This is a genomic window from Paenibacillus lentus (genome assembly GCF_003931855.1).
GTDB lineage: Bacteria > Bacillota > Bacilli > Paenibacillales > Paenibacillaceae > Fontibacillus > Fontibacillus lentus.
Genome location: NZ_CP034248.1, coordinates 1,105,325 through 1,118,378 on the forward strand (window position 1 = coordinate 1,105,325; position 13,054 = coordinate 1,118,378).

Below are 13,054 nucleotides of genomic sequence, written 5' to 3' on the forward strand. Positions count from 1 at the left end.
TTGATTAGATGAAAATCCCTGCCACCGTAGCGGACAAGACGCTTACCATCGTAGCACCGAATAGCAATCGCAGACCAAACCGTGCGACAACGTTCCCCTGTTTCTCATGAAGTCCCTTTACCGCTCCGGCAATAATGCCAATCGATGAGAAATTAGCAAACGAGACAAGGAACACCGATACAATCCCGATACTTCTTGGGGACAATGTTTGGTTACTACTCAGGTCCAGCATGGCTACAAATTCATTGGACACCATCTTGGTCGCCATAATGCTTCCTGCCACGACCGCGTCATGCCATGGGATGCCCATGACGAATGCAACCGGTGCGAATACATAGCCCAGCATTCCTTGAAACGAAATGCCAAAGATCCCGTTGAAAATCCCGTTGATCAACGAGATCAGAGCTACGAAACCAATCAGCATTGCGGAGACGATGACCGCTACTTTGAAACCATCCATAATGTACTCGCCGAGCATTTCAAAGAACGATTGCTTCTCTTCAGCCTGAACGACCAGGATATCTTCATCTTTATCCACTGTGTAAGGGTTGATGATGGTGGCGATGATAAACCCGCCGAACAGGTTCAGAACGAGCGCGGTAACGACATACTTAGGGTCAATCATTGTCATGTACGCACCGACAATCGACATTGACACGGTTGACATAGCGGAAGCGCAAAGCGTATATAGACGGTGCTTCGGCAGCATGCCGATCTGCTTCTTGACGGATATGAACACTTCGGATTGGCCGAGGATCGCAGAGGCGACTGCATTATAGGATTCCAGCCTGCCCATTCCGTTAACCTTACTCAAGATTAGCCCGATATACCGAATGATGAAAGGTAGAATTCTCGTATACTGCAGGATGCCAATCAACGCGGAGATAAAAACGATTGGCAGTAAAACACTCACGAAGAACACCATTTGTCCCTCGTTTGCGAGACCGCCGAACACAAAATTGATGCCGTCTGCCGCATAAGCCAGAAGCATCTCAAACACGGAGGCAAAGCCTCGGATAAGAACCTCTCCTGCGCTCGTGAACAGCAATATATAAGCGAGAACCGTTTGCAGGACGAGCATGACGATAATTGGCCGATAGCGAATTTTTCGCCGGTTGTTGCTTGCCCAGAAAGTTAAACCAAAAACAACGATCACACCCAAAATGGCATTTAGAATATTCATTCGATATCCCCTCTGTCGCCTAGCTCCGTCCTGTCTGGGAGTTGAAATGCTCCTGGGAGGAGCTGGGCCATTGTCCATTCCTCGACATCGCCATGAAGATTCGTTAAATATATGATTGTGTTGTGATCACTGAATTCAGCCAGCACTTGTCGGCAAGCACCGCAAGGGGATACGGGGCCTTCCGTATCTGCCACGATGGCGATCGCGTCAATCTTGGTATTTCCTTCGGATACTGCCTTGAAGACGGCTGTTCTTTCCGCACAATTGGTTAAACCGTATGAAGCATTCTCAATGTTGCAGCCCCCATATATCTTCCCACCCGATAGCAGTGCGGCCCCTACCTGAAAGCGGGAATAAGGGCTGTATGCTTGCTTGCGGGACTCAAGCGCTTGTTGAATCAGTTGCTCTTTCAACGAGACCCCTCCTATGCTGGGTATTAATACGTAGTCGTTGATTGTTCACCTTCCATGATCTTTACACCTGAGCTAGCTCCAATTCGGTTAGCGCCTGATTCGATCATTCTGTTCATGTCTTCCAGGCTGCGTACTCCTCCGGATGCTTTCACGCCTACATGTGGACCGACGGTCTTGCGCATCAGAGTGACATCTTGCAGCGTAGCGCCCCCAGTCGAGAATCCTGTGGATGTTTTGACGAAGTCCGCCCCCGCTTTAACGGAAAGCTCGCATGCGCGTATTTTTTCTTCATCAGTCAAGAGGGACGTTTCAATAATGACTTTCACGATCGCTTGATTGGAAGCCATATCAACGACTGCTTTAATATCCTGCTCTACAAACTCGTTATTCCCATCTTTTAACTGACCAATGTTAATAACCATGTCCACTTCAGTGGCACCATTCGCAATGGCGTCCTTCACTTCCATGGCCTTCACTGCCGATGTTGTTGCGCCTAGCGGAAATCCGATGACGGTACAAACTTTTACCTCTGTCCCCGCGATTTGTTCTGCGGCAAAAGCAACCCAGGTTGGATTAACGCAAACGGACGCAAACTTGTATTTTTTGGCTTCTTCTGTTAACTTGGCAATTTCTGCCCGGGTAGCATCCGCGCGCAGCAGCGTGTGATCAATCATGCCAGCTATATTCATTTCTACAACTCCTTTCTCTTCCACCTCAATAAAAGATGCCCTAGTATCTCAATACTATGTGTGATGTGCAAAAAGTTATTGCCTGCAGCTGACGGGGTGAACCGTATCATAAGTAAGCAGAAAGTTGTCGTTAATTGTGTCGGATCGAAGAAGAGCTAAGTATTATGAAGAAGCAAAACTGTAGCCTAGAAAGGGAAGGTCAGCCATCGGAGGGCCTCTCTTCAAAAATTGCCGTTCTTGGCGTGGGACAACCACCATCATTTACAGCAGAGCGAAACCGCAAGCGCTGACCTTGGTGTAGAGCCGGATATAGATAGGCCTTCTTCTCTATTCATTTTTTAACTTTTTTAACATAGATTTGATATATATTACGATTTTTATGAATTTATGCATGTTAGAGTATTTCAGTAATAGAAATTGGAGAGGGGTTGTATAATACATGTCATGGAAACAAAATGTGGGTAAAAGTACTATTCGTATGGCGGCTGCAGTACTATTATTTTCCCAACTATTGGGGGCAACGGGTTCAGTCTCTGCTGCAAGCAAAGATGTAGAAGTACACTTGATCGGAATCAATGACCTGCACGGTCAGTTAGATACCACGTCAATAGTTAATGAAAAAAAAGTAGGAACTGCGCCAATTCTTGCAACTTACCTAAAAGAGGCGCGAGCCGAATATGAACACTCCCTACTCTTCCATAATGGGGACGCTGTTGGCGCATCTGCTCCAATCTCATCTCTAGATCGTGATGAGCCTACGATGGAGTGGATGAATATGATGGGCTTTGATGTGGCTTCTTTAGGCAATCATGAATTCGACCAAGGTATCGCTGCATTAAAAGCACAAATCTTTGGCGGCCTTGATCCAAAAGAAGGCAAGGTAACTCATGCTGGTGCAAAATTTGATTATGTCAATGCCAACGTCATTGAAATCTCCACGGGCAGGACATTGCTTAAGCCCTACGTGATTAAAGAAGTGGGTGGCGTCAAAATTGGATTTATCGGATTAGTAACGAAAGCTACACCATCTAAAGTATCTCCATCTGCTACAGCTGGCGTGCGCTTCTTAAGCTCGGAAGAAGAAGTTGAAGCTGTTAATAAATATGCAAAAGAATTACAAGCTCAAGGTGTAGAAACAATTATCATCTTGGCACATGATCCAGCAACAACGAAAGATGGCGTAACGACTGGAGAAGCAGCTGACTTAGCAAAGGCTTTGCCGGCAGATTCCCCTGTTGATGTTATCGTTGCCGGTGACAATCATGGTTATGCGAACGGTGAAGTGAATGGAATATTGATTGTTCAGGCTTATTCTTATGGTACGGCATTTGAGGATATTAAGCTGATGATTGACCCTGCTACGGGGGATGTAACCGAGAAATCAGCCACAGTTATAACGACTTTTCAAGAGGGTGTAAAAGAAGACCCTGAATCTTTAGCTATTATTAAAAAATCATTAGACAAGCATCCTGAGCTAACTAAGCCGGTAGGTACAACAGATGGTTCTGTGACTCGTACAGATGCTTATAATAATGAAGCTCCTCTAGGTAACCTCATTGCAGATGCCATGCGCCAGGCAGACTTTGGTGATCACGGAAGCGCTGCTGACTTTGCATTTATGAATCCAGGTGGTATTCGTGCGGATCTGCCACAAGGCGATGTAACCTTTGCGGATCTTGCTAAAATCCAGCCTTTTGGTAATACCTTAGTGAAATTAGAGCTGACTGGTGAGCAAATTCAAACTTTGCTGGAGCAACAATGGGGAACAAATGCAGACGGTACACCGAACACAAAAACATTACAAATCTCTGGTTTAAAATATACTGCTGATTTTAATAAGCCAGTTGCAGAACGTGTTACTAGTCTTAGCTTTGAAGATGGCACACCTATTGATCCTGCAAAAACATATACGGCTGTAGTTAACAATTTTATGGCAGCAGGTGGAGATAATTATAAAGTGCTAGTGGAGGCTAAATCATCTTTGGCAGGCCCTATCGATTTGGATGTATTCTACCAGTACATTGTAGATACGTATAAAGGCGGCAGTATTGAGGCTAACATCGAAGGACGTATCACGAACCTAGCTGCATCTACAGAGCGAACAGATGCCCCGGTAACAACAGAATTCATTTCTCGTGCTGAGTTTGTGAGTGCACTGGTAGACATGTTGAAGCTAAACGAAGTAGCTACAGCACCTACATTCAAGGATGTTGCTGCTGACGCTACCTATGCTGATGCAATCGCTGAAGCTACTCATGCTGGATTCATTCGAGGCTACGGTGGTAACTTCAATCCCGATCATGCTATCACTCGTGAAGAAGCAGCTACGATCCTAGCTAAATTGTTGAACAATCAAGCTTCTGATAAAAATGCGGCTACGATCCTTGCAGACTTCGAAGATGGCAAAACCGTTTCGAAATATGCCGTTGAATCCATGGCAATACTGGTTAACAAAGGGATTTTTGGTACAGCAGATAGCAAGTTGCTTCAACCGAAACAGGGACTTTCTTCTAACGAAGCAATAGCTTTAATCGAAAAAGCGGTTGCAGCAAAAGCTTCGTAATTTAGCATTTGTTCAAACCTTATCCTAAGAATAGGAAAACACATCCTTTTTTGGTGAATTAGCTTTCTTCTATATGATAAGCCTTAGCTACTCCCACAACTAGTCTCTTAACTAGTCCCACGATAAGTTCCGCAATTAGTCTCTCAACTTATGAAAAGGTTATCTAGGAGAATGCTATATCTCAATTTAGGATGTGTTTTTTACGCTAACAATGCTCGAGCTTACATACATACTCCAGTTCAGTTCAGCTCAGCTCAGCTCTAATGGTTGCTATTACCGTTAATCTGCTGATTTTTCACTTTTTGAGAATCTAACGGTTGTATATGCTGCTAATCGAACATTTTTAATAGTATGAGATGAATTAGGCACGAATAACGTGGATTATGATCGTTAGAACACCGAGCGCTCATTTTTGGCGGATTAACAGCTGTGGCGATCGTTAGAAATTTGGAAAGGCATAAAGGCTTTCAACGGTAGGTTACTGAAGGTTGCTGATGTATTTGGGAAATTGTTGCCTTAAGAATGGACAAATGTGACTCTGATTTTAGCCTCCCGATGTTGGATCGAGGGGCTTTTTTTTATACTCGCGAATTATCTTAATATTTTGATCCGAGGCGAATACACATTCCAGGATTTAGGAGCAAATATAGTAGAGACATAGTATAATATAGGAAAATAGGATGAATAGTAGGCCCCAGGAGGGATAACGGGAAGTATGAGAATCAACCGAAAAGGTATGGTGAAAACACTCCAAGGTGTGGTTAAAGTACTTAAATTTATTTTTCCTGAGTATCAGCTTGTTGAGTTAGTTCGGGAAAAAGGATTTATCGCACCAAAAGAAGAACCAGCTCTAAAGAGGCAGGAACAGCAACCGAAGCAACAATATAATACAGGATCGCGAGCCAGAAGTGCAGATCCGAGCAACTCCGCGCAGACTTTTATGGACCAGAGCACTTTTTCGTCGACTTTCCGTCCTGGTCAATCTCAGGTTTATACGTCGCAGGGGGTGGGCCAAAGTGATGCGCAGAGCGTCTTTTCACCCAATCAATTGGATCGACTATTCCGAGAAGTGGAGAAGAACCTTAATAGTCAAGTAATTGGACAGCCGTTCTTCATCAAAGATTTGGTTGCGGGTTATAAACAGGGATATATGAATGGACGTCAGATTAATAAGCCAAGAAATGTGATTTTGCTGGCTGGAGCTCCCGGAACGGGTAAGAAAACAGCCTTGGAATGCCTAGTTCGAGAGATGCATGCATATCGGCTAACCTCTAGGCCCCATTTTTCAGAAATTGATTTGCAGCGATATGAGGCCGATGAAATATCCGGTAATTTTATTATTGATATGGTGGAGGCATTCCAATACTCTGAGGGGACGGTTTTATTTAAGGGGCTAAAAGGGGCTGAGCAGGCTATTATCAGCTTGGTCGCCAAGCTTGCCGAGGAAGGCAGCTTCCGAACCAAAGAAGGGTTGCGTATAATCGCCGACGATTTTTTCATCATTTTCTATATCGATGAACATGCAGAGAGAGGAAGTGAATTTGGCCAGGTTCCGTCAGGACTGGCAAATCATCTCCCGATCTCTATCTTGCAAAGCGTCCTTACGGCGGCTATCTCTTCACCGTTAGAGTGGGGGACGATGCGACAAATTGCAGAGGCCTTACTTGTGAAAGCAGTAGACGATCTGTCAAGGGATATGCAGATAACTATCGTTGTTCATCCTTCCACGTATGAGGCGTTAGCTGATATCGCCGCAACAAATCAAACATTTGGCGAGGCAGTGCAGCACTGGATCGATAAGGAGCTTACTGTCGTATTGTCCGGCCTACGGGCCCGTAATAAGATTCGTAGCAATGAGCGCGTGCGTATTCGTTTCAAGAACGATTCTTTTTTTGTGGAGTCGAACTCTCTTGAAATTCCGATCAAAGCACTATCGTTCGTTGGTCAGGAGTCAATTGACGATGTCCTGGAAGAGTTAAATGCGTTAACGGGCCTAGAACCTGTGAAAAAGTTTGTCTATGAGCTCATGGAAATGGTTCAGGTGAATAAGCTGAGGGCTAGGGCAGGCGAAGGCTCTGTGCCGATGTCGCTTCATATGGTGTTTACCGGGAACCCCGGAACGGGCAAGACGACGGTCGCCCGCTTAATCGGCCGCATTCTGAAGGCGCTAGGATTGCTGCCACAAGGTCAGTTAATCGAAGTGGCGAGGCAGGACCTTGTGGGACAATATGTGGGCTCTACCGCCCCAAAAACGATGGCAAAAGTCAATGAGGCCTTGGGAGGCGTATTGTTTATCGACGAAGCCTATACACTCGCTCGTCATGATAACGACACGTACGGCACTGAAGCAATCGACACAATCGTTAAGGCGATGGAGGATCATCGAGATGATTTGGTTGTTGTGCTGGCAGGGTATACCCAGGAGATGGAGACCTTTTTGCGATCGAATCCAGGTTTGCGTTCAAGATTTCCGTTCATCGTGGAGTTCCCGGACTACAAGGCGGAAGATATGCTGGAAATTATGATTCAAATCGTGGACAAGAATGGTTTCCGCATAGATTCGGATGCGTATGAGGGTTTGATCGAGCTGTTCGATCAACGGCAAATCCCTGGCCGCAATGACAGCGGTAACGGCCGACTTGTTCGCAATCTGTTCGAGGAGGCTGTCCGCAAACAAGCTGCTCGGCTTAGAGGGCTAATGTCAGACGCAATTGCAGATACAGATTTGCAATTATTGATAGGTGCAGATTTCGGAATCGGTGAGAAAGAAGCATTTAACATCGAGAATCAACTGGCTGGGATTGTCGGGTTGGAGAAGGTCAAACTATTCGTCCGAACGTTGGAGAAACAGCTTATTGTTGATCGAAGGCGGAAGGAAGCCGGGATTCATGTCGATACTGGGCAGACTCTCAATATGATTTTTTCGGGTAATCCCGGTACGGGTAAGACGACGATGGCGCGGCTGGTGGCAGAGATGCTCCGATCCATGGGTTATTTGAAAAAAGGACATCTGGTAGAAGTCGGGCGATCCGATTTGGTAGCGGAGTACGCCGGCCAGACAGCCAACAAGACCAAGCTGGTTGTCGAATCTGCTCTTGGCGGCGTGCTCTTTATCGATGAAGCCTATTCGCTTGCGCAGGATGGTGCGCAGGGCGGGGGCTTCGGGAAGGAAGCCATCGATTCGTTGGTTCGTCTTATCGAGATTCATAAAGACAATTTGGTTGTCATTTTGGCGGGATATACAGAAGATATGCAGCGGTTTGTTCAGGTCAATCCGGGGCTGTCCTCACGCTTCCCGCTACAGATCGAATTCCCTGACTACACGGCTGAGGAAATGCAGCAAATTGCCTTGATCATGGCGAAGGCACGAGGGTTTACCTTGGCTTCGGATGTGCCAGGCTTGCTCGAATCCTATTTTAATGAGAAACAAATTCCGGGTAGAAAGGACGGAGGCAATGGCCGACTCGTCCGCAATACGCTGGAAGGGGCGATACGCAAGCAAGCGGAGCGATTGGCCGATCACCCTGATATTGCGGCCGATCAGTTAAATGAGCTGAATCTGGAGGATTTTGGGCTGTCGACATATGTAGATCTTGCGGCGAAGCGGGCGAATGCGCTTGGAGCGCTTGATGCCATTGTCGGTCTGGCCTCTGTTAAGGAATTTGTGAGAAGCCTATCGGCACAAATTGAGGTGGCTAAGCGCCGTCAGGAGATGGGACTGCCCAAGGCTTCCGCTCAAGCCCTCCATATGGTGTTTAAAGGAAACCCGGGTACCGGAAAAACAACGATTGCCCGTATTTTGGCCCAACGATTTAAAGAACTAGGCGTGGTCAAGGCCGATACGCTGGTAGAAACTGATCGGTCCGGCCTGGTTGCCGGTTATGTAGGGCAAACTGCGCTCAAGACGAAAGAGGTTATCGAACGCGCTCTTGGCGGGATCTTGTTTGTGGATGAGGCTTATGCCTTGGCGGAAGGGGATCAATTCGGGCAGGAAGCGATCGATACGCTTGTCAAAGCGATGGATGATTACCGGGACAGGCTCATCGTTATATTGGCCGGCTACGACGAAGATATGGAGCGCTTCTTGAACCGTAATGCGGGACTCCGCTCGAGATTTCCCAATATCATTACATTCCCCGATTATACAGCCGAGGAAATGCTGCAAATCGCGCATTTGCAAGTGAAATCGCAAGGATATGTGATCGGCCGGGAGGCTGAAGGCACGCTGCTCTCCATTTTAGAGACCTATGAAGGAGATATGACCGCGGGCAATGGACGGCTCGTGCGAAATTTGGTCGAGAAAGCGATTCGAGCCCATGCCTTACGTATGAGCAAGGAAGCTAATGCTACAGTCGAGGAATTATCTACTTTGACACCTGGAGATTTCCAAGAACAGATGGGGGTGATGTGATGAAAGTCCTGAAGTCGTTGCTAAAATGGTTGCTCGCGATTATTTTTTATCATCCATTAATGATTTTGGTCACTATCACAATGCTCTTCATGCCTTACATACTATACATTGATATAAAGAATATTCTGATTAACGAAATTCCGGTAGAAAATGGGAGCATGATGTTGGTAAGCTTTTTCGGATTTTTTATTTATTTGGCTACGAGGAGCCGATTTTTGGGCATACCCTATCGTAAAATTACGATATTGCTTCCTTTATTGCACATGCTCATCTATACTAGTTTCGCTCTATCGGTAGGAATAACGATTCTAAACAAATGGGCTGACGAAGGACTTTATTCCAAGGGATGGGCCATAACGTTTATGCTGCTTGCGATTGTGGCTATTCGATTGTGCATGTCGCTGCTGTACTGGAAGTACCCAATCGTTCGGCGAACAAATCAGGATATGAAATAGAGGGGGAAGGAACTTGGCGAATTACCGGCAAAACAAGGAAAGATCGAAATCACACGCTACAAATCAATATGAGCCTCGACAAACGGATAATGAAGATGTTTCATCAGAGTATACAGAGTCACCCGGCAACGACAAGTCTTCTTCTAGGCCAAAAATAAAGAATAAGCATCGATTTTGGATCGGGATTACGGTGCTGATCACGCTCGGGATGGGTATATACTTTCAGGGTTCATCTATCCACAGTATAAGAGACGTTCAGTCGGATGGGATCGGTAAGGGGATGAAGGCTGGTGTCCAGCTAGCTGCGGTAGATGATTCGGCGGGGCTCGAAGCTAGGGATTTCGAGATTGAGATGAAGAAAAATACGACGACAAGCCGTATGCTAATTTGGGATTTCGCTGCCGAAGATGGCGATGTCGTTACGGTGAAGGTGGACGGAAATATTCTGCAAACGAATATAAATATTATGCATAGCCCGGTGGCAATTGATATTCCAATTCCAAGTGTGGTCGAAATTATAGGTGTCAAGGATGGTGGAGGCGGGATTACATATGGGGTTAAGTTCCCCGGGGCCGTTCATAATAGTGCTTATTTCAATGCGGCACCAGTTGGCTCCTCTAACGTCTACACGATAACCGTACAGTAAGATAACGGACTTGCTCGGCAAGTGAGCAGTTATGCTGAACTAAAACCATTGCTGTCTTTCACATCACCAGTGGTTGCTTTTTCTCAGCATATCATTTTTCGGCGACAGCGCTACTGTCTATCTGGCATATTAAAAGAACTTCCATTTCTCATTTGAGATATAGGAAGTTCTTTTACCCTAATTATTTTACTATTTTCGGATTTCTAACGATCTCGTGAAAATTTCCAAATTCTCTGTTATCAACGGGGTATTTTTAAATCCGGTATAGGCTATTATGTCGTTAATATCCCCGACAAACTCAGTCAAGCTGGCAGTAGAGGCATTCCCAAATCGGTTCTCTCCGATGATGTCCCAGACCTGTTCGGCTGCTTCCTCTTTGTATTCCTGCACCCAGTCATTACGAGTGGATGCGTTAGTAGCGAATGTGCTCAAAATGCTGCCCCAGTCTTTCCCGTTCACAATAGCCTCTTGTAGCTTGCTCAGCGTTTCCGGCTCGAATCTCTGCATCATCTCGGTCAAATTGATATAATCCTCCGGCGCCCCAATCGGCCTTTGCGGCGGGGTTATGTAACGGATCTCATTCGTGTCAGGATCTATGGTTCTGGTTTGGGAGATGGCTCCGATTTGACGGATCGTATTCATAAATTCAGCCGCATCGTCATCATTCATGTAGTTGTCCGCGATATACTTAGCTTGAGTGAGTCCCAATTCTAGTAACACTGCTCTTTCCTCTTCCCCAGTGATGTCTGTTATAAAATTAGACTGAATGATGCCATAAACCGCTTCCTCCACCTCAGAGGGTTGATCTTTAAGAAGGCGATTCAGCGAATCATTGATTTGAACGGTGCCAAAGTATTTAGCCGAATGATGCACAACATCGGATGCTGCCAGTTGTCTGGCAGCCGGGCTGATTTCCAATGAATCGGTGTCATGCGACAATTCGGGTATCGTGCCTGTGATTAAGGCAGGTTTATCTGCTTGTTTTTTCGAAATTGTGTATAAATTTATGTCTTGTTGGGTCGAGCCGTAAATTTTCATAATTAACCAAACCTTTCCCATATAATCAATTTAAAAATTACCTTTCATCCATATTATCGGCATATCATCCATATTTTTAATATTAATGACAAAAAAAGCAATGGGCGGTTTATTCCGCTACCCATTGCTCTTTCGTCGATCTTATCAACCCCCGTAAATACTGTAAGCAAAATGATACACAACATCCGTATCGTTCGCGCTAGGGCGATCCGTTACCATCGCTAACACGCCACAAATGTCAAAATAGTGAGTGAAGCTTATGGCACCAGGCAGATATTGGCTAACGCTTCCGGTTGAGGGAGGCAGGGATAACGTAATGGAGAATTGGCCGCTGCTGTTTGTCCATGCCTTTCCGCTCCGAAATTTGTTATTACTGCCTTCGCTCCAATACGGATTTTCCCAAATGACTTCGACTTCTGCATTGGCTACGGCATAGTTATCCGAAGTTGCAGCGACGCCAGTCACCGTAAAGCTATTTCCCGTAATCCGGTAGTAGCGTCCGTATGCATAGCTAGGGTAATCATTTGGACCGCCGTTGGAGTTATAGCCTGTTATGACAATTTTATCCGCTCTTAATACCGGCTGCAGATGGAGTGAATAGTTAATATCCGAATAGGTGTTTGTTGTATAGACCCGTAGATAATAAGTGCCTGTTCCTAGTGATACATTGCCATTTACGGAGGGGATTAATGCCATCCGATTATTACTTAGTGCGCCGTACATTTCCGCTTTGTAGCCATTGCTTATAGACGCTTGGTCCAAATTAATACGCATCGCGTCATAATTTCTGCTTTCAGGAACCGTAATTTTATACCAATCCTGATCCACCTCCGAATTAATGGAGCGGCTCACAAGAGTAGAGCCTCCTGTTGCTACTGTGAAAGGATAGGCATGAAGTGCATTTTCGTCCGTCTCGAATGCATCATAGGTTGAGCTTGTCGAGACAGTTAAATAGAATGGTTCGTTAATGCTGGCTCCAACTGCGCCATAGACTTCAATTAAGTAGGCTTTGGAACCGACAGTATCGTTTTTCGTGCCGACATTTTCGGACAAGGTCCCGGGTCCATTTCCATAGTTATTCAGATAAGTTCCATAAATCGAGTAATCAATTGGATTCGGGTTCAAGTCCCCGGTGGACATATCAAATTCATAGAGATAAAGATCGTAATCAAGCTGCGCTGAGGCAGGACTATCCATTTGAACCTGTAGAATGCTCCCCGGTTGTACATAAATTGGGTATAAATAAGCGGACGTACCTTCCTGCTGAATGTAGCCCGTGTATGTATAAGTCGCCGCTGTAGCGCTAATCGATTGTGAAGCCGCAATCCATCCTTTTTGTCTTTCCGAGGACATTGAAGGCGATTTCAAACTAATGGATGGTTTTACTTGGTGTTGTTTCAATTTCGATGAATCCATCTCAGGTGCAGCCCTGGTAAGTTCGGAAATAACTTCTTCACTCGGCAGCAGTACTTGTTCTGTGACGGGAACATCAGGGATAGCATCGGATGCCGCTACGTCATTAGCAGCGAACGCATTCAGGACAAGGGCAAAGCTTAGTACTAGATTCATGATGATAGCGATAGATAGCTTTTTTTTCATCATTACAAACTCCTCCCTAATACTATAATTATTTGGCTATATTACAAGTATATTCCA

Annotated in this window: 9 protein-coding genes; 4 read left to right on the forward strand and 5 right to left on the reverse strand. The window is 45.6% G+C overall.

The window, feature by feature from the left end; translation table 11 throughout:
- Nucleotides 1–4 precede the first annotated feature (4 nt).
- Genes EIM92_RS05070 through deoC form a run of 3 tightly spaced genes read right to left on the reverse strand, consistent with a single transcriptional unit; the run spans nucleotide 5 to nucleotide 2,285 of the window.
- Nucleotides 5–1,183, reverse strand: coding sequence for a NupC/NupG family nucleoside CNT transporter (locus tag EIM92_RS05070; protein ID WP_125081751.1), 1,179 nt, complete (start codon nucleotides 1,181–1,183; stop codon nucleotides 5–7).
- Nucleotides 1,180–1,596: a cytidine deaminase gene (locus EIM92_RS05075; protein ID WP_125081752.1), complete on the reverse strand. Its 417-nt coding sequence runs from the start codon at nucleotides 1,594–1,596 to the stop codon at nucleotides 1,180–1,182. Before EIM92_RS05075 ends, EIM92_RS05070 begins: the two co-directional genes overlap by 4 nt.
- Nucleotides 1,597–1,619: 23 nt before the next feature.
- A complete protein-coding gene (gene deoC, locus EIM92_RS05080) occupies nucleotides 1,620–2,285 on the reverse strand; it encodes a deoxyribose-phosphate aldolase (protein ID WP_125081753.1) in 666 nt (221 codons plus the stop codon).
- Nucleotides 2,286–2,724: 439 nt separating this feature from the next.
- On the opposite strand from deoC, the gene EIM92_RS05085 reads away from it, so the two are divergent.
- The 4 genes from EIM92_RS05085 to EIM92_RS05100 all read left to right on the forward strand — a co-directional run bounded on the left by EIM92_RS05085 (nucleotide 2,725) and on the right by EIM92_RS05100 (nucleotide 10,360).
- Nucleotides 2,725–4,848, forward strand: coding sequence for a 5'-nucleotidase C-terminal domain-containing protein (locus tag EIM92_RS05085; protein WP_125081754.1), 2,124 nt, complete (start codon nucleotides 2,725–2,727; stop codon nucleotides 4,846–4,848).
- A gap of 715 nt (nucleotides 4,849–5,563) precedes the next feature.
- Nucleotides 5,564–9,259 (forward strand): AAA family ATPase, encoded by a 3,696-nt coding sequence (locus tag EIM92_RS05090; RefSeq protein WP_125081755.1) that lies wholly within the window; start codon nucleotides 5,564–5,566, stop codon nucleotides 9,257–9,259.
- Nucleotides 9,259–9,714 carry a hypothetical protein gene (locus EIM92_RS05095; RefSeq protein ID WP_125081756.1) on the forward strand — a complete coding sequence of 152 codons (456 nt, stop codon included), beginning with the start codon at nucleotides 9,259–9,261 and terminating at the stop codon, nucleotides 9,712–9,714. Before EIM92_RS05090 ends, EIM92_RS05095 begins: the two co-directional genes overlap by 1 nt.
- 13 nt (nucleotides 9,715–9,727) lie before the next feature.
- The gene (locus EIM92_RS05100) at nucleotides 9,728–10,360 is read left to right on the forward strand and encodes a hypothetical protein (RefSeq protein ID WP_125081757.1); all 633 of its coding nucleotides are present in this window, start codon (nucleotides 9,728–9,730) and stop codon (nucleotides 10,358–10,360) included.
- A 189-nt stretch (nucleotides 10,361–10,549) separates the two neighbouring features.
- Here EIM92_RS05100 and EIM92_RS05105 read toward each other — a convergent pair whose 3' ends face one another.
- Complete coding sequence (locus tag EIM92_RS05105) at nucleotides 10,550–11,398, reverse strand: hypothetical protein (protein ID WP_125085006.1); 849 nt, start codon at nucleotides 11,396–11,398, stop codon at nucleotides 10,550–10,552.
- A 144-nt stretch (nucleotides 11,399–11,542) separates the two neighbouring features.
- Nucleotides 11,543–12,997, reverse strand: coding sequence for a hypothetical protein (locus tag EIM92_RS05110; protein WP_125085007.1), 1,455 nt, complete (start codon nucleotides 12,995–12,997; stop codon nucleotides 11,543–11,545).
- Nucleotides 12,998–13,054 lie beyond the last annotated feature (57 nt).